The organism is uncultured Aliivibrio sp., from assembly GCF_946479765.1.
Classification (GTDB): Bacteria; Pseudomonadota; Gammaproteobacteria; order Enterobacterales; family Vibrionaceae; genus Aliivibrio.
Window position 1 is genome coordinate 1 of the sequence record NZ_CAMLHO010000054.1, and the last position, 18,542, is coordinate 18,542.

The window sequence follows — 18,542 nt, forward strand, 5'->3', positions numbered from 1 at the left end:
AAGAATTTGTATTGTTGAAACAGTTTCTTCTGTAATGCATTCGATAAGTTTTTACGTGCTGTCTTTAGTACAGAAAGTGTGGTGTTAAGTTCATCTAATTGATATTGAATATGGCTTATTTTTTGATCCCAAAAGATCTTAAGATCTCTTAAGGTATTTTTTTCTTGAATGCTTTCTCTGCCTAATTGTGTTTTTAGTTGCTCCAATGCATCTAGATTTTCTTTAGATCCACTTTGGGCTTTTTCTTCCGCTTCAGCTCGCTGTTCTTTACGCGACTTTCTGCCTTCAATCATGACTTGGCGCTGTGCTTCAAGCTGCTCTTTTGATGAGTTTGTTTCTTGTAATAGAGATGCATTTAATTCAGCGAATAATGGATTGCTTTGTTGTTGTTTTATTGTGGCATTGATTTCTGTAATTTCAGCTAACTCTGTTTTGAAGAACCCATCTTCTTCAAGCATATCAAACACAGGTGGAACAAAGTAGGGCAGGTGATTGCTGTCTGCGACTTTACCTGAAAAAGCGGATAAGAAACCGATCTCGCCTGATGAATGCTGAACCAATAACACCCCAAACATTTTTCCAATGGCTTTTTCATTAGTCTCTATAGAATCTTGATCTAGACCAAAGTTATGTTGCCAGTTGGTTTGTGATTCTAGATGACGCTGTAACTGACTCGCGGCTAATTCACATAATGGGTGTGGTTCATAATAAAATGGGAAAGTGAATCGCTCGGGTAAAGCATATTGGTCAATTGATTGAGTAAAAGAAGTAAAGCAAAGGTCAGAAGTTGGCATAGTCATGTCTATAATCGAAGAGATAAAATCAGGGGAGGAATAACTTGAATTGCATGCATAAAGATAAGTGATTCAAAAGCAGGTTGAGACCCATGATTTTGAATCACTCGAATGCGTTTTATTTACAGAGTAAACGTTCTTAGTACTCTGTTGCTTTTACGCGAATTTTGTCTTTACCAAACTTTTTACCGTCTTCCGCTGCGATAGCTGCAAGCGCTTCATCTTCATCTAGCATTTCAACAAAGCCAAAGCCTTTTGATTCGCCAGTAATTTCGTCGATTACTAACTTACAGTATTTGAATGAACCGTGTTGCTGGAACATTTCACGAAGTTGGAATTCAGACATAGTACGAGGAAGGTTGCGAACAAGTAATTTCATGAGTAACCATATAGTAGTGATTTAAGAGTACGTTATAACAGATCTTGGAAGTTAACCCAAGTATTCTATCCTTTGAGTAAAAAGAAAATCCGAAACAGGAAAATAAACGGTTTCGAATGTGTATTTAATATCTACTTAAAGTGAGGAAGGGATACGTTTGGTGTTTTTCTTGATACGCTCTTCATCTGAGAGCAGATGGCAAGTAGCACAGTTTTTCTTGCCCTCTATTTTGTATTTCAAACAGCAAGTCTCACGCTGAACATATAAAATAGCGCGTTGATCTTTCTCTGCAACATGAATATGAGCAAGGTCTTTACCTATCGTTGGCATAATTACTGCCAACCACTGTTGTGCGTTTGGTGCAATCTGTTTAGCCAGCTCAGCAGAAAGGCCTTTTTCCGTTAATCGCATAAAAAACACACTAATGGCTAATGAAATACTGCCCCAGAATGGACGATGTTTAAGTCGTTCTTTTTCAAATAAAACACTTAATCCACCACCAATTTGTTGTATTAAATGAGTAAAGGCATCATCAAGCTGTTCCTGGTTAGACACAACCGTCGCTTGAGCTTCAGATGCTAAGGGATCAGTAGCTAAGCAGACAAACGGGCAGTTGTTGTTAATTTGCAGAGACTTTATTTTCTCACCATTAGGCGTAGAAATAAAAATGTCATTAAATTGAATAATAGGAACACGATTAAATTTTAAGCGTAAGGCTGTTAAACTCGTAAAAAATTGGTTATTGAATGATTTTAACCACATAGAGGCGGCTACGTTATGGTTCACCTCTGTTTTCTTCGCAAATAATTCAATGGCACTTGTTAGATTGGCTGGTAGCCACTCATTGAGTGGTAAGTGTTTATCATCAAGTTTGTCTTTATTGATCGCTTTGAGTTTAAAGTTATCGTCAGCATCATGTAACCATGCCAATTGTTCTCTTAAAGAATGGCATGAGTCAGGTGACTTTTTACTGCGCCAAAGTGGCTGTAATTGAGCTGAAATATGCATAATAAGCTACTTCTTAATTATTCTTATTTGTATTTACGAAGCTGGGTAGAGTACACCTAAACTTGCGTAACGTGAAGCGCCTGTGACATCAGGTTCGTTACTTGGTTGGTTATGCATACGCTGATGTGCAAGCCAAGCAAAGGCCATCGCTTCCATGTTGTCACTATCTACATTATAGTCGTTAGTTGTACCCACTGCCCATTTTGGTAAGTGCTGCTGTAATCTTTCCATTAAATATTGATTATGAGCGCCACCACCACAAACCAATAATTTTGCGTCTTCACCAATATGAAATTTAACGACTTGATCAACAATGGTGGTGACGGTGAACTCAACCAATGTTGCTTGTACATCTTGTGCTTTGTAGGATTTATTGTCGATAAACTGAGCAAACCATTCTAAATTAAACAGTTCTCGTCCGGTGCTTTTCGGATAAGGACGAGCAAAATAGGTGTGTTGCTTTAGTTTTGTTAACAATTCTTGAATGACAATCCCATCACGTGCCCAATCGCCATTATGATCGTATGTTTTGTGCTTATGCTCATAGATCCAAGCGTCCATCAGCATATTACCTGGTCCCGTATCGTAGCCAATAACGGGGGAGTTCTTCTGCAAAATGGAGATGTTTGAAATTCCGCCAATATTTAAAATGATGTGTGTACTTTCAGGTTTACCAAATAAAGTATGATGAAATGCAGGAACTAATGGAGCCCCTTGACCACCAAGCGCCATGTCCTTTCGACGAAAGTCAGCCACAGTATCTATACCTGTTTTAGCGGCAATAATATTGGCATCCCCTAACTGCATGGTAAATGGATGTTGCGTATCTGGTGAGTGAAATACAGTTTGTCCATGACTACCAATCGCTGTAATGCTCGATGGGTCAACAGAGAGTGTGTTGAGTAAATGTAAGGCGGCATCTGCAAATAAATGGCCTAAACGATGATCGATTTCCCCAATCATTTTTAAATTGGTGGCTTGGCCAGTACAGACGGACAATACATCAGATTTCAATGTAGGCTCCATTGGATAGTCAGCATGACCCAGTAAGTTGATTGTTGTGCCATTAGTTTCAACCAAAACAGCATCGACGCCATCTAAACTCGTGCCTGACATTAAGCCTATGTATTTTTCCATTACCATCTATCCCTTTGCCGTTAATTACCCATAATATTATAAGGCAATTTTGCCATAAAGGAGATAAAGAATATCGAAATTTTGAGTAATAAGTACCAGATATAAGATGTTAAAAGAAGAAAGACCATGATACTTTAAGCCTATAAAAATTAAGATGATTTGGAGAAAGTGATGGGACCGTTATGGTTAGATGTTGAAGGATATGAGATTGATGCTGAAGAGCGTGAATTATTACAGCACCCAACAGTAGGAGGCTTGATCCTATTTGCTCGCAATTATCATGATCCGAAGCAGTTGGCAGCGTTAACTGCCTCAATTCGTAAAGCAGCAGGTCGCCCTATTTTGATTGGTGTTGACCAAGAAGGTGGCCGTGTTCAACGTTTTAGAGATGAATTTACCTTAATCCCACCCGCGCAAGCGTATGCTGAAATGAATAATGGCTTAGCATTGGCGAAAACAGCAGGGTGGTTATTGTGTTCAGAGTTAGTCGCTCATGATATTGATCTTACCTTTGCGCCAGTGTTAGATAATGGCTTTGATTGTAAAGCGATTGGCAACCGTGCGTTTGGGGATGATATAAATACCATCGTTAAATATAGCATGGCCTTTATGAAAGGAATGAAATCAGCAGGTACATCTACTACAGGTAAGCATTTTCCTGGCCATGGCGGTGTAATTGCAGATTCTCATTTAGAAACGCCATATGATCACCGAGATAATATTTTTGAACTCGATATGGCGATCTTTAAAGCGCAGATTGAAGCGGGTATTTTGGATGCCATGATGCCTGCTCATGTAATTTATCCTGAATACGATTCGTCTCCAGCCAGTGGATCGTCATATTGGTTAAAAGATGTTTTACGTAAGCAACTGAACTTCAATGGTTTGGTGTTTTCGGATGATTTGAGCATGGAAGGTGCGACAATCATGGGAGGGCCAGCAGAGCGCTCTCAGCAAGCACTTGATGCCGGTTGTGACATGGTGTTGATGTGTAATAATCGACAATCTGCGGTTGAGGTTTTGGATAATCTAGAGATTCAAACAGTAGAAAAAGCAAATGCATTATTGAAAACTAAGCATTTTGATAGAGTGACACTATTAAACAGTAAAGAGTGGAAAGCGGCGAATAACGAAATTACCCGTGCTTATGATCGCTGGAAGTCATAGACTGCTTTACACCGAAAACCGATAATTTTCAAAGCCTGATTATGTTTATGGTCAGGCTTTTTCTTTTTGGTTTAGAATAGAAAGAGTTAACGCTATAATCAGGAATTACTCTTTACTTATTGGATAGTGAACATATGACGAAAAAACTGACGATTCTTGATATAGCTAAAATGGCTGGTGTTGGGAAATCAACCGTCTCTCGTGTATTAACCAATGATCCAAAAGTAAAACCTGAAACTCGCCTTAAAGTAGAACAAATTATTAAAGAATCTGGTTTTACGCCCTCAAAATCGGCTCAAAGTATGCGTGGTGGTAGTCAAAAAGTGATTGGCATTATTACTTCTCGCCTTGATTCCCCTTCTGAAAATAAAGCTGTTAGCGGTATTTTAGAACAACTATATCAACATGGTTATGATGCTGTGATCATGGAAAGTCAATTTGATACTGAAAAAACCAATGAGCATTTAGAAGTATTACGAAAACGTAGTGTGGATGGGGTGATTTTATTTGGATTTACTGATTGTGATATGAATCAAATCGAGCGTTGGAATGAGCGCATGGTTGTTATTGCAATGGATACCGATAAAGTCAGCTCAATTAACTATGATAATCGTGGGGTAATTAAACAAGCTCTTCACCATCTATCTCAGTTGAAGTTAAACAAAATCGCTTACATTGGCGTTGATCCAAGTGATAAAACTACGGGTAAATTACGATTAGATTCTTATTTAGAGTGGTGCTCTGAAAAAGGACGAGTGCCTAATTTTGCTACTGGGCAACTAGATCACCAAAGTGCGTATACTTTAGTGGATTCCGTTCTTAATGACGAGGTTGAAGCTATTGTTTGTGCTAGTGATACATTAGCCTTAGGGGTTGCCAAACGTCTTCAGGAGTTGCAACGCAATGATATTCAGATAACAGGTGTCGGTGGTAATGAGCTGCTTTCATTTTTGTTCCCAAACATTATTAGTATAAACCCTGGTTATCAATCGGCAGGTAAAAATGCTGCCAAACAACTTCTACAGCAATTAGAAGGTGATGTAAGTATCACGCATCTAACCCAGCCTTTATTTCTTTAAATTGGTCTAAAAAACACGCTTTATTGTGATCTAATTCACCTTGTGGGATTGTTCCCATTTATTTCTTGTTTCATCTTTGTAATTATACTTAAAACGAAATGGGAACATTCCCATAAATATAAAACAATAATCAACGTGGACAAAGATATGAGTAAAATAGAGAGAAAGGACGTACAGCGTTTGATCGAACTGATCGGGGGATCAGAAAATATCGCTAGCGTAAGTCATTGTTTGACTCGCTTACGTTTTGTATTAAATAACACCAAAGGTGCTGATGTAAAAGCGATTGAACAAATCCCAATGGTAAAAGGGTGTTTTACCAACGCTGGGCAATTTCAAGTTGTGATTGGTACTGAAGTTGATGAAGTATTTAAGATATTGAATGAACTTTCAGGCGATAAAGGTGAGTCAAAAGAGGATGCAAAACTCGCCGCTCGCCAAAATATGAATATATTAGAGCGTGGAATTTCGCACCTTGCTGAAATATTTGTTCCATTACTGCCTGCCATTATCACTGGTGGTTTGATTCTAGGTTTTAGAAACGTCATTGGCGATCTAAAAATGTTTGATGGCCAAACCCTAGTCGAGATAAGTCAGTTTTGGGCAACGGTACATTCGTTTTTATGGTTAATTGGTGAAGCGATATTCTTCTTTTTACCTGTTGGCGTGTGTTGGTCGACGGTGAAAAAGTTAGGCGGGACGCCAATTTTAGGTATTACATTAGGAGTGACTCTCGTATCGCCACAATTGATGAATGCTTATCTTATTGGTAAACAAGTACCTGAGGTATGGGATTTTGGTTTGTTTGTTATCGAGAAAGTCGGTTATCAAGCTCAAGTTATACCTGCCATGCTTGCAGGTGTAGCACTCGCCTTTATTGAAACAAACTTAAAGCGCATTGTTCCTTCTTATTTATACCTTGTTGTTGTGCCTTTTGTTTCTATTCTTTTGTCTGTGATTTTAGCTCACGCATTTATTGGCCCATTTGGTCGAGTGGTAGGTGACGGTGTTGCAATGGCAGCAAAAGCGGCAATGACGGGAGATTTTGCGATTGTTGGCTCGGTAATATTTGGTTTTCTTTATGCACCATTAGTGATTACGGGTATTCACCACACAACGAATGCGGTTGATTTACAATTGATGCAAGAGTTAGGTGGAACACCAATTTGGCCTCTAATCGCATTATCAAATATTGCTCAAGCGTCTGCAGTTGTTGGAATCATCATCATCAGCAAGAAAAGTGGAGAGCGGGATATTTCAGTTCCAGCAGCGATTTCTGCTTACTTAGGTGTTACTGAGCCTGCTATGTATGGCATTAACTTGAAATATAAATTTCCAATGCTAAGCGCAATGATTGGTTCTGCTATGGCTGCTGCTATCTGTGGTGCTGCTGGTGTGATGGCAAATGGTATTGGTGTTGGTGGCTTACCCGGTATTCTTTCTATCCAACCACAATATTGGGGCATCTATAGTATTGCCATGCTAGTCGCGATTTTTGTTCCAGCGATTTTAACATTAGCGATGTATAAACGCGCACAAGTGAAAGATCAGCTAGATGTGTCAGAGGCATAAACAGTAATAAATACGAAATAACACCTCTGCATGATGTGAATATGAACAGAGGTGTTCTCTTTTTTAGTAGTTGAGAGAATAAACATGACAAATTCAGAATGGTGGCGTACAGCGACTATCTATCAAATTTACCCAAAAAGTTTTTGTGACAGTAGCGATAAAGGTACTGGTGATATTCAAGGTATTATTTCAAAATTAGATTACCTTCAAAAATTGGGTGTCGATGCGATTTGGCTAACACCAGTGTATCAATCACCGATGATCGATAATGGCTATGATATCGCTGATTATTACTCAATTAATCCAGATTTTGGCACCATGGATGACTTTAATCATCTACTTAAAGAAGCAAAGTCTCGTGGTATACGCATTATTATGGATATTGTGGTTAATCATACTTCGACTGAGCATCATTGGTTTCAATCTGCCTTGGGAAATAAAGAGAGTGAATACCGTGATTATTACATTTGGAAAGATCCAGTTGATGGTAAATCCCCAACTAATTGGCAATCCAAATTTGGTGGCAATGCATGGGCGCTAGATAAAGCGACAAATCAATACTATTTGCATCTGTTTGCTAAAGAGCAAGCGGATTTAAACTGGGAGAACCCAAAGGTTCGCCAAGAAGTAAAAGAAATCATTAGTTTTTGGGCAGAGAAAGGGGTCGATGGTTTTCGATTAGATGTTATTAACCTTATTTCAAAACCGCATGAATTTACTAATGATGATAGTGGCGATGGACGTCGTTTTTATACCGATGGTCCTAAAGTTCACCAATATCTACAAGAGATCAGTGACGCTGTTTTCCAAAAGTATGGTTCCGTAACGGTAGGTGAAATGTCATCAACTACGTTAGATCATTGCCAACAGTATTCAGCTCAAAATGGAAAAGAGTTATCGATGGTATTTAATTTTCACCATCTTAAAGCCGATTATAAAGAGGGTGATAAATGGACAAAAGCGCCGTTTGATTTCTTATCATTAAAAGCGATCTTCAATCATTGGCAAACGGGCTTAAATGGTAAAGGATGGGGAGCACTTTTTTGGTGTAACCATGACCAACCGAGAGTGGTAAGTCGTTTAGGTAATGATGAAGAATATCGTGAGTTATCAGCAAAAATGCTCGCTTCATCAGTGCATATGATGCAAGGGACACCTTATATTTACCAAGGTGAAGAGATTGGTATGACTAACCCGCATTATACGTCAATTGAGCAATATCGGGATTTAGAAAGTATTAATATGTTCGATATTATGGTCAATAAAGATAAATCGGTGTCTGAAGCTGAAATGCTAGAGATTTTAGACCAAAAATCTCGTGATAATTCTCGTACTCCGATGCAATGGAATGAATCCGATAATGCAGGATTTACACAGGGGCAGCCTTGGCTTTCAGTTGCAAGTAATTATAAAGAAGTAAATGTAAAAAATGCGGTCCATAATGCAAATTCTGTTTTTTACTTTTATCAAAAATTGATTCAGTTACGTAAAGATATTGATGTGATTACAACGGGTGATTACTACGATCTTATGCCTGAGCATAGTGATGTGTTTTGTTATCAACGAGAAAATGCAACACATAGGTTAATTGCGATTCATAACTTCTATGCAAATATGGTAGAGATCTCTGTGGATCTAACAGGAAGTAGTTCAGAATATATTCTACTGAATTATAATGATATTGAATCAACTCAACCACGTTCTTCTATGAGCTTACGTCCGTATGAGTGTCGAGTTGTTTTAATTAAAAAGTAAGTAACATAATAAAATAAAACCCTGAAAATCTTCACGATCTTCAGGGCTTTTTATTTAACTATATCTTATAGAAGTAGTTAATTACTCAACGGTAATAATACGCATACAGTTAGTAGAACCAACGATGTCCATTACATCACCTTGAGTGATGATTACAGTGTCACCAGTTGATAATAAGCCTTTTGCTTTTAGCGTATTAATTGCAGCGTGCGTTGATGGAAGGCCTGAGTCAGCATTTTCATCAAAGAACACTGGCGTAACACCACGATAAAGTGTTGCACGGTTCAGGGTGCTTTCGTTACGAGACAAAGCGAAGATTGGTAAACCAGAGCTTAGACGAGACATCATTAATGGTGTACGACCAGACTCAGTCAGCGTAATCATCGCAGTGATGCCTTCCATGTGGTTTGCTGCATACATAGTAGACATTGCAATCGTTTCTTCTGGCGTAGTGAAACGACGGTCTAAACGGTGGTTAGATACATTCACTGTTGGTACTTTTTCAGCACCAATACATACACTTGCCATTGATGTTACTGTTTCAACAGGGAAGTCACCAGCGGCTGTTTCAGCAGAAAGCATTACCGCATCCGAGCCATCAAGTACGGCGTTAGCAACGTCCATAACTTCAGCACGAGTTGGCATTGGGCTTGTGATCATTGATTCCATCATTTGTGTTGCAGTAATAACCGTACGGTTAAGGCTACGAGCACGACGGATAAGTTGCTTTTGAACACCAACTAGCTCAGGATCGCCAATTTCAACACCTAGATCACCACGAGCAACCATTACCACGTCAGAAGCCATGATGATGTCATCCATTGCTTCTTCTGTTGCTACTGTTTCAGCACGTTCTACTTTTGCTACTAATTTAGCCTCAAGACCTGCTTCACGAGCTAGACGACGAGCGTAGTTCATGTCTTCGCCGTTACGTGGGAAAGAAACGGCTAGGTAATCTACTTTCATTGCAGCAGCTGTGATGATGTCTGCTTTGTCTTTGTCTGTTAGCGCTTCCGCTGAAAGACCACCGCCTTGCTTGTTGATGCCTTTATTGTTTGATAAAGGACCAGCAACCGTTACTTCAGTGTGAACTTTATTGCCTTCAACTGCGGTAACTTTTAATTGAACACGACCGTCATCAAGAAGCAAAACGTCTCCTGCTACAACGTCACGTGGTAATTCTTTATAATCAAGGCCAACGCTTTCTTGGTTGCCTTCACCTTTTGGTAAATCGCTGTCTAGAGTGAATTTATCACCAATAGTTAAGTGGATTTTACCGTCTTTAAACGTAGATACGCGAATTTTAGGGCCTTGAAGGTCACCAAGGATTGCTACGTGTGTGCCTAGTCTTGCTGCGATTTCACGAACTTTTTTTGCTCGTTCGATGTGGTCTTCTGCGCTACCGTGTGAAAAGTTCATACGAACAACGTTTGCACCAGCGACAATGATTTTTTCAAGATTGTTATCACGGTCAGTTGCAGGGCCAAGAGTACAAACGATTTTTGTTCTACGTAGTCTGTTAGACATATTATCTCCAAGAGGATGTTATTGTATTTACTTAATTATTAGATAAACATATATCGAGAATGATGACATTTCCATGATTCAAACAAGGAAATAGTAAAACTTTATCACGCAATCGCTAAATACTTGTGTGTTTGTATGGAAAGTCGCCAGTTTTTCTTAATACAGGTTTCAATACACAGTTCGGTAGCGCGTGGTTTCTGGCTAATCGGTTGCAATGCAATCGTTACATCAGTTAATAGATTAACGCCATCGAGTAGCGCTTCTAGTTGTTCGATGTCTTTAGTGGTGCCAACAGGGTGTTTGATTTCGTTGGCACGCATTAGGGCTTCTTCTAAAATAGGAAGTTTGCCTTTCATATTAATTTTTGGTGAGACGGTTACCCAAGTGTTATCTGAAGTAAGAATAGGGTAGGTGCCACTGGTTTCAATTTGGCAGCGGTAGCCATGTTGTTCTAATACTGCAGTTAGTGGTGTTAAATCATACATGCAAGGTTCACCACCAGTGATAAGCACATGTTTTGCTGTATAACCTTGTTGTTCAAGCATATCGATAATTTGTGAACTGGTTAGCTCAGTCCAACTTGGATTGTCTTCTTTTTTTGCTAAAATCGTAGCTAAATCAGTTTGGTCATTTAGTTCAACATCCCAGGTTTGCTTGGTATCACACCAAGAACAACCGACAGGGCATCCTTGTAAGCGTAGGAAAATAGAAGGAACTCCGGTAAATGTACCTTCGCCTTGAATGGTTTCGAATAACTCATTAATTTTAAATGATGATGCAGACATAATTATTTTACTCAAATAAAAAACTATAAAATTCGATGGGCGAAACATGCATTAAAGTCGCATTTTCAGTAAATATTTCATAAACATCGTGATAAGTGTCACGTAGGTTGACACTAAGACTTCACAATTTGTTCGCAAAGTAAAAAAATGAAATTTGATGCAAATTTATTTACTGGAGAGACACATGTACGTGGCCCAACCCGGACACATTGATCACTTAAAACAAGTAAATGCTGGACGGGTATATAAGTTAATTGATCAACTTGGCGCTATCTCTCGAATTGACCTTTCTAAAAAAAGTAACTTGGCTCCTGCCAGTATTACTAAAATTACTCGTGAATTGCTTGATGCACACCTTATCAAAGAAACGCAACTACAAGAAGCAAATAGTCGTGGTCGGCCTGCAATTGGGCTAGAAGTTGACAATGAAGGTTGGCAGTTTTTATCGATGCGTCTAGGTCGTGGTTATTTAACTATTGCTTTACATAGTTTAGGTGGAGAGCAAATTATTGAAGAAAGACAAAATATTAATGAAATAGAGCAAGATGAGTTACTGGCTAAATTATTAAAAGAAATAGATCTATTTTTTCAAAAGCATTCTAGTATTCTCGGTAGAATTACCAGTATTGCTGTCTCTTTGCCTGGTCTAGTGATCTCTTCACAAGGTCTTGTCATCCAAATGCCACATTACAATGTAGATAATTTACCTCTGGGACCTAAAATCTACGAAGCTACTGGTTTACCTGTCTTTATCGGTAACGATACTCGCAGTTGGGCATTAGCTGAAAATCTGTTTGGTAATTCCCAAAGCTACGATAACTCGATTCTCGTGTCTATTCATCATGGTGTCGGTGCTGGCATTATTATGGATGGTGAGGTTCTGCAAGGGAGAACGGGTAATATTGGTGAGATGGGGCACATTAGAATCAATAAATTGGGTGCTCGTTGTCACTGTGGTAATTCAGGATGTTTAGAAACAGTCGCTAGTGCAAAAGCAATTAGAGATCAGGTAAATACTCTTATTAGTAATGGGCATCAAACATCGTTAAAAGATAAGGTCATAACAATAGAAACTATTTGCTTAGCAGCGAATGAAGGCGATATTTTAGCAAAGCAAGTGATTACCGAATTAGGGCACAACTTGGGTGAAGCCATTGCCATTATGGTGAATTTATTTAACCCTGAAATTGTATTAATTGGTGGTGAAATAAATGTGTCTAAAGAGATCCTTTATCCTGTGATAATGGATTCGATTCAAAACCACGTATTGCCTCTGTACGCTAAAGATACCAAACTTGTTGAAAGCCGATTTTATACTCAAGCCACCATGCCCGGTGCCGCTTTAGTTAAGCAGGCGATGCGCGATGGTTCACTGTTGATGAGGGTGATTGAAGGCTAAAGAAAGACTCTTTACCGTTTTTATAAAAGAGCAGTCTAATTAAACTGCTCTTTTTATAGGGTTCTTGTAAATAAACTCTAAATTAGATCTTATTTTGTAAAAATTGAATAAACGAATCAATGTCTTGTTTTGATATGTCTTTATGAGTAACAAAGCGAATAGGGTTACCGGCAGAGATTAATATATCTTGTTGTTTCGCTTTTTGTTCAATATTGTGAATATCGACGTGGTTATCTAAGCGAGCAAATACAATGTTAGTTTGGATATGCTCAACATTCACGCTGAATCCTTCAACGGTATTTAATTGTTCAGCTAAATATTTAGCATTGCTATGGTCTACTGCAAGTTGCGGAACTTGTTCAGTTAAAGCAAGTTTGCCTGCAGCTGCTAGAATTCCAGCTTGACGCATACCTCCGCCTAACATTTTTCGTATACGGCGTGCTTTTTGTATGTATTCTTTGGTGCCTAATAATAAAGAACCAACGGGTGCAGATAATCCTTTTGATAAACAAATCGTCATGCTATCAAAATGCTGTGCAATCTCTTTAATATCGACATCCAATGCTACCGCGGCGTTATACACACGAGCCCCATCAAGATGAAGTTGTAAGTTGTGCTTATTTACAAACTTACGCGCTTCTGCCAAATAAGATAAAGGAAGCACTTTTCCATTTATGGTGTTTTCTAAACTCAATAATTTGGTTCGAGCAAAGTGAAAATCATCAGGCTTAATTGCAGCGGTTAGTTTTTCAAAACAAAGTGTTCCATCTGGGTTATTTTCAACAGGCTGGGGTTGAATTGAACCCAGTACGGCAGCACCACCAGCTTCGTATTTATAGTTATGCGCTTGTTGGCCACATAAATACTCATCACCACGTTCACAGTGTGCCATTAAACCAAGCAAGTTGGCTTGAGTGCCTGAAGAGGTAAAAAGAGCCGCTTCAAATCCGTGTCGTTCAGCTGTCCACGCTTCAAGTTCATTAATGGTAGGGTCATCCCCATAAACATCATCGCCGACCAATGCATTGGCCATAGCTTCACGCATTGCTGGCGTCGGTCTTGTTACGGTATCGGAGCGAAAATCAATCATATTACTTCCTTGCATTATCTATCGTCTATATTAGAAAAATAGAGGTACATTGGCACTGTTATTATTATGTATCATTTTAAGTTAACGATAACATAGTGTTTATAAATGTGTAAATTATAGAGGATAACGATTACTAACGGATGTGAACAAAGAGTGTAAATTTAAAAATACGACTAATTGGGTAGTTAAAGTGATTGTTTATTAAGCGGATATGTAAATATGTAACTATAATGACTCAACAAATTACATTATACTCAATGTCATATGACATCAGAATTGTAAGGGAATGTAATGCAATGTAACTCAATTAGAACCAGTGCAGAACGCGCATTGTTATCAGAACGTATTCAAAAACTGACAACAGCCTTGTCTGATGGCGTATATGAAAGGGAAGACACTATGAGACTGTGCTTACTTGCAGCACTCTCTGGAGAAAGTGTTTTCTTGCTTGGGCCTCCGGGTATCGCCAAAAGTTTAATCGCTAAACGTTTGATCAAAGCTTTCGATAACAGCAGCTATTTTGAATATTTAATGACGCGTTTTTCAACGCCTGAAGAAGTATTTGGTCCGTTATCGATTCAAGAATTAAAAGACAATGGTAAATATGTACGCTTGACTGAAGGGTACTTGCCTAATGCTCAAGTTGTATTTTTAGATGAGATCTGGAAAGCAGGTCCTGCGATCTTAAATACCCTCTTAACCGTTGTTAATGAAAAAACATTTAAAAATGGCAGTGAAATTCTTCCAGTGCCTATGCGATTACTTATTTCAGCATCTAATGAATTACCAGATGAAGACAGTGGATTAGACGCGCTTTATGATCGAATGTTAGTTCGAGTGTTCGTAAACCGCATTCAAAATAAAAACAATTTCAAGTCGATGTTAATGACTGGAACGATTCAAGAAACTGAAGTTGACCCTTCTTTAGTGGTTACCGATGCAGAGTATCACCAATGGCAAAAAGAGCTTGATGGGTTAACACTATCTGAAGAAGTGTTTGAAAAGCTTTTTGAGCTAAAATCGATGCTAGAGAAACATAATGCGACGTATGATGATGATCTTTATGTCTCTGATCGCCGTTGGAAAAAATCAGTTAAATTACTAAAAGCGTCAGCATTCTTCAGTGGACGTGATGAAATTAATCCAATGGATTTATTATTACTGCAAGATTGTTTATGGACCACGCCTGAAAATCGTGAGCAAGTAAGAGAAAGCATTCGAAAATTTGCCTCAGAAAAAGCATTCGACCAAAAGAATGTATCGATGAATATTGAAATGATACAAGCCGATATTATTGAGATGGAAGCGGAAGTATTAGTTGAACAAAGTATTAATTTCCATATCGAAGCCAGTGGTAATCGATTAATGAAAAAAGAAAGCTTCGAGTTCGATTTTAGTAAAGGCAAAAGATACAGCGTTGGTACGGCTCATCAACTAATTAAGTTGGTGGTGTTGCAATCAAATATGTCGGTTTCAGAAAGTGAAAAGGGCGACAGTCGTTGGGTTTACGTAAACCCTGATGATATAGCGAAACAGATGAAAGAGGGCAAAGCGGTTGTTTATGGTTACGTGAATCAAAATCCAAATTTATGTACCTTGAAGTTGGAGTTGGATGCTGATTCCAGATTGGTAATCAAAGATATCGCAAATCGTTCTGTTCTTGTGGGTATGGTCGGTCATAATAATCCACAACAAAGTCAGTTTGAAGAATGGGAACAAAGTATTGCTAAAAACAATTCAAAGCTGAATGAAGCAGAGCATCAATTAAGAAAAAGTAGAGCTCAGTTTCATGCGGCGCTTCCGCATAACTTTATTGAAGAGAATCTACCGTCTGTTATTGAAGGTAGTCTACAGTTATTAGCTCAACGAATTGAAGCTTGCAAAATTCAATTTGAAAGTACAAGTCGTAGAATGTTAAATTTTAATGACTATTACTCTTAATTCACTCTCGTATTATTACTCACAAGGAACTTTATGTTAGGTGCTGACGCGTTAAATTTAGTTATGATGGTTGCAGAGTCAGGGATGATTGACTCTTCAATTACTGAGATATTATCAAGGCCTCAGTTTTTAACGGCAGCAAAGTCGAACCCTAATATCAAACCAACCATTAAAAATCATATTTTAAAATGGCGCGGTAAAGTTAAACATAAAATGACAAAAGTGTGTGAAACTGAGCGAATTCAAGAAGAATTAGCCTTATACCAAGAGGTTATTCATTGGACTGAAACTGAGTTTTATCAACAAATTGATAGCGTTATTATTAAATTAGAGTGGCATTCTTCATTTTATATTGAAGCCAGCAAGTTGGTTAAAAACAATAAAGGTCTAATGAACCCTATGTTCCCGCGTTTCTTTTGTGATCGCTGGTATGACAGTTTTTCTGATGCGATAAAAACAGCACAGTTAACAGAGCTAAAGGAAGATAAAGAAAAGTTACTTGCTGATCTGTATCAACGCATTGAAACCTTGAAAGCAATGGAAGCGGTAACGACTGAAGGTGATGAAGCACAAATTGGGAAATTGTGGGACATGGCTTCAGCAAGGTTAACCAAATCAAATGTAGATATCATGAAACTGCATGCCCGTTTTTTAAGTAAGAATAAAGGGCTTCAAAATATTGCGTCAAAACTCGGTCGTATGGCAAATGAAGCACCAGATCATGATCGCTCTCAAACGGTAATGGAAGAAGTTAAAGTGGTGGAAGAAAAAAGCGACTTTGTGACTGATGATATTGTCGGTATACAAGAAGGAGATGATCTTAGTCGCTTATTGCCAAACGAAACCTTATTTTTATCTCACCCTGAGCTTGAAGTTATTTTCTATCAGCACCTTGTTGATAAACGCTTAATGAACTATCGCATGGAAGGAACAGATAGAAAGTTACGTAAAGTTACTGCACATTCTAGAGCATCCAGTAATGCGTTAGTTGAAAAGGGCCCTTTTGTTGTCTGTGTTGATGCATCAGGGTCAATGAGTGGTTTTCCAGAGCAGTGTGCTAAAGCGTTAGCGTATGGATTAATGCAAATAGCATTAGCAGAAGAACGAGATTGCTACGTTATTCTATTTTCCACACAACAAATTACCTATGAACTGACAAAGCAAGATGGCTTGAAAGAAGTGGCAGACTTTTTATCGTATAAATTCCATGGCGGAACGGATTTAGAACCGGTGCTGGAGCAGTCAATTCAGCTTATGCATGGTGATAAGTATAAAAATGCAGATTTGGTCGTATTGTCTGATTTCATTGCTCCTACGCAATCAGAGCATATCGATGCGATGGTTCAAGAGGTGAAACAGCATCAGAATCGATTTCATGCGGTTTGTTTATCTAAATATGGAAATCCAGCATTAATGGCGATGTTTGATCATACATGGTCTTATCATCCATCAATGCTAGGTAGATTAACGCAAATCAGATAATTACGTTATTCGTCATCTCTCACAAAACGAACTTTACTAAAACCTAGTTTACTAAAGTAGCTGTGGCGAAAATCTTTTACTGCACCAGGGTTACTTGATGCCATTTCCACTTGTTTTAGCATTGTATCAAATTTAGAGATATCAATACCTTCAGCAGCTGCGGCTGCTTCAAATGGGCCGTGAAATTCACGAAATGAGAAGGCGATCTCTTTCGTTTCTGATTTATAAGTGTAACGAACAGTACGAGCCATTGTTATTCCTCGAAAAAAAAGGATGGCAGTAAACCATCCTTATCATCAATTATTTTTTGAAGATATCAGCAAGTTCACGTCTCATGATTGGATCACGACGTGCTTTTTTGATTTGCTTAGCAAGATCTTTTACACAGTTGTGAAGAACTTGGTCAAGCAATTGAGAGCGGTACTCTGCTTGTGCGTCTTCATCCATGTTTTCAGGAAGTTTGATAGTTTCGAATTCTGCCATGAAATCATAACCTGCATAGCTTTGGCTTAAAGAAACTAATGCGTGGAATTGCTCAAAGTTATCTAGAACTTCTTGAGCACTTCTTGGCATTTCATCCCAAGATTCACGAACGGCAATTTCAGCCACTTCATGAACAGAAACAAGCATGTGCCACATTTCTTCAGGAACGCTTTCAAACTCAATTACTTTCTTAAGTTCTGGAGAGATAGTTTCTAAATCAATAGCTTCTTTTTTTGTATTTTCAACTTCAGACATGGGCATTTCTCTTCATATAAAAATGAAATGGTAACCAGACCACCAGAAATGTCAATTCTATTCCTAGCATGAAGAGTAAATTGGCTTCTAATTGTTGTATTAAGAAGCAAAAATAATGAATTGATGTCATAAAATGAAAGCTTTAGGTAAAGAAATAGAATCGCTTGTCGATACAGATAATAGGAATGTTATTACTTGGATTAATCATGCTTCGAATTTTCTTATTTTGTACTTCATTATTATTAGCTGGCTGCGTTCAACATGGCGGCAGTTTATTAGATACCGCACCTAAAACAAAAGATGAAACCCCTCATCCAACCTTTGAAGACCCTTATAAGGAGCCTACAGAAAATAAGGAATCTACTGAAAAAGAAGCAGTAGAAGAGCTTACTCGCGCATTAACGGGCCCAAATGGTGAATTAAAAGATGATGACATGAGGAAGGTAGCAGAGCAGCTTACAAGCTTAGGTGTTGTGTTTCATGAAGTTAATAATGATCAGCTTATTATTTCGATTCAAGAAAAAGTACACTTTTCGAGTGCAAAAGCTGAATTGACGCCATTAGCTCAAAATTTACTGAACAAAGTGATCTCAGTAATGGCAACAAAACCAGAGTTAGCCTTAGTACTTGATGGGCATACAGATGGAACTGGCGATTCAGTTAAGAATCAAAATCTGTCAGAAATGCGT

The 18,542-nt window shown here is 38.4% G+C and carries 16 protein-coding genes and 1 pseudogene; 8 read left to right on the plus strand and 9 right to left on the minus strand.

The annotated features are described in order from the left end of the window. The 4 genes and pseudogenes from Q1K78_RS14940 to Q1K78_RS14955 form a co-directional block, all read right to left on the minus strand. A pseudogene (locus Q1K78_RS14940) lies at positions 1-794 on the minus strand (RNA pseudouridine synthase); the annotation flags it as partial. Between the two features lie 139 nt (positions 795-933). Next, positions 934-1,173 (minus strand): RNA-binding protein, encoded by a 240-nt coding sequence (locus Q1K78_RS14945; protein WP_300180548.1) that lies wholly within the window; start codon positions 1,171-1,173, stop codon positions 934-936. A 135-nt stretch (positions 1,174-1,308) separates the two neighbouring features. Continuing rightward, positions 1,309-2,181 (minus strand): (2Fe-2S)-binding protein, encoded by an 873-nt coding sequence (locus Q1K78_RS14950; RefSeq protein ID WP_300180551.1) that lies wholly within the window; start codon positions 2,179-2,181, stop codon positions 1,309-1,311. Positions 2,182-2,214: 33 nt separating this feature from the next. Beyond that, positions 2,215-3,318, minus strand: a complete 1,104-nt coding sequence (locus tag Q1K78_RS14955) for an anhydro-N-acetylmuramic acid kinase (RefSeq protein WP_300180554.1) — start codon at positions 3,316-3,318, stop codon at positions 2,215-2,217. Positions 3,319-3,489: 171 nt separating this feature from the next. On the opposite strand from Q1K78_RS14955, the gene nagZ reads away from it, so the two are divergent. From nagZ to treC, 4 genes are all read left to right on the plus strand, one after another. Then, positions 3,490-4,485 (plus strand): beta-N-acetylhexosaminidase, encoded by a 996-nt coding sequence (nagZ, locus tag Q1K78_RS14960; protein ID WP_300180557.1) that lies wholly within the window; start codon positions 3,490-3,492, stop codon positions 4,483-4,485. Between the two features lie 134 nt (positions 4,486-4,619). Further along, positions 4,620-5,564 carry a trehalose operon repressor TreR gene (gene treR / locus Q1K78_RS14965; RefSeq protein ID WP_300180560.1) on the plus strand — a complete coding sequence of 315 codons (945 nt, stop codon included), beginning with the start codon at positions 4,620-4,622 and terminating at the stop codon, positions 5,562-5,564. Between the two features lie 147 nt (positions 5,565-5,711). Then, positions 5,712-7,136, plus strand: coding sequence for a PTS trehalose transporter subunit IIBC (gene treB / locus Q1K78_RS14970; RefSeq protein WP_300180563.1), 1,425 nt, complete (start codon positions 5,712-5,714; stop codon positions 7,134-7,136). Between the two features lie 84 nt (positions 7,137-7,220). Next, positions 7,221-8,891, plus strand: a complete 1,671-nt coding sequence (treC, locus tag Q1K78_RS14975; RefSeq protein WP_300180566.1) for an alpha,alpha-phosphotrehalase — start codon at positions 7,221-7,223, stop codon at positions 8,889-8,891. Positions 8,892-8,972: 81 nt separating this feature from the next. Here treC and pyk read toward each other — a convergent pair whose 3' ends face one another. Both pyk and queE read right to left on the minus strand, forming a co-directional pair. Continuing rightward, positions 8,973-10,418, minus strand: coding sequence for a pyruvate kinase (gene pyk, locus Q1K78_RS14980; protein WP_300180569.1), 1,446 nt, complete (start codon positions 10,416-10,418; stop codon positions 8,973-8,975). Between the two features lie 104 nt (positions 10,419-10,522). Then, positions 10,523-11,203 carry a 7-carboxy-7-deazaguanine synthase QueE gene (queE, locus tag Q1K78_RS14985; protein WP_300180572.1) on the minus strand — a complete coding sequence of 227 codons (681 nt, stop codon included), beginning with the start codon at positions 11,201-11,203 and terminating at the stop codon, positions 10,523-10,525. Between the two features lie 184 nt (positions 11,204-11,387). Between queE and Q1K78_RS14990 the strand changes: the two genes are divergently transcribed. Further along, the gene (locus tag Q1K78_RS14990; protein ID WP_300180575.1) at positions 11,388-12,602 is read left to right on the plus strand and encodes an ROK family protein; all 1,215 of its coding nucleotides are present in this window, start codon (positions 11,388-11,390) and stop codon (positions 12,600-12,602) included. A gap of 82 nt (positions 12,603-12,684) precedes the next feature. On the opposite strand, the gene ltaE is transcribed toward Q1K78_RS14990, so the two are convergent. Continuing rightward, positions 12,685-13,689 (minus strand): low-specificity L-threonine aldolase, encoded by a 1,005-nt coding sequence (gene ltaE, locus Q1K78_RS14995; protein ID WP_300180593.1) that lies wholly within the window; start codon positions 13,687-13,689, stop codon positions 12,685-12,687. A gap of 294 nt (positions 13,690-13,983) precedes the next feature. Here ltaE and Q1K78_RS15000 point away from each other — a divergent pair, with 294 nt between their 5' ends. Both Q1K78_RS15000 and viaA read left to right on the plus strand, forming a co-directional pair. Beyond that, positions 13,984-15,633, plus strand: coding sequence for an ATPase RavA domain-containing protein (locus tag Q1K78_RS15000; protein WP_300180578.1), 1,650 nt, complete (start codon positions 13,984-13,986; stop codon positions 15,631-15,633). A gap of 33 nt (positions 15,634-15,666) precedes the next feature. Then, positions 15,667-17,115: an ATPase RavA stimulator ViaA gene (gene viaA / locus Q1K78_RS15005; protein ID WP_300180581.1), complete on the plus strand. Its 1,449-nt coding sequence runs from the start codon at positions 15,667-15,669 to the stop codon at positions 17,113-17,115. 5 nt (positions 17,116-17,120) lie between these two features. Here viaA and Q1K78_RS15010 read toward each other — a convergent pair whose 3' ends face one another. Together Q1K78_RS15010 and Q1K78_RS15015 are read right to left on the minus strand one after the other, a co-directional pair. After that, positions 17,121-17,366: a DUF2960 domain-containing protein gene (locus tag Q1K78_RS15010; protein WP_300180584.1), complete on the minus strand. Its 246-nt coding sequence runs from the start codon at positions 17,364-17,366 to the stop codon at positions 17,121-17,123. A gap of 49 nt (positions 17,367-17,415) precedes the next feature. Further along, the gene (locus tag Q1K78_RS15015) at positions 17,416-17,853 is read right to left on the minus strand and encodes a DUF3069 domain-containing protein (RefSeq protein WP_300180587.1); all 438 of its coding nucleotides are present in this window, start codon (positions 17,851-17,853) and stop codon (positions 17,416-17,418) included. 206 nt (positions 17,854-18,059) lie between these two features. Between Q1K78_RS15015 and Q1K78_RS15020 the strand changes: the two genes are divergently transcribed. Next, on the plus strand, positions 18,060-18,542 hold a 483-nt coding region (locus tag Q1K78_RS15020), incomplete at its 3' end, for an OmpA family protein (RefSeq protein ID WP_300180590.1).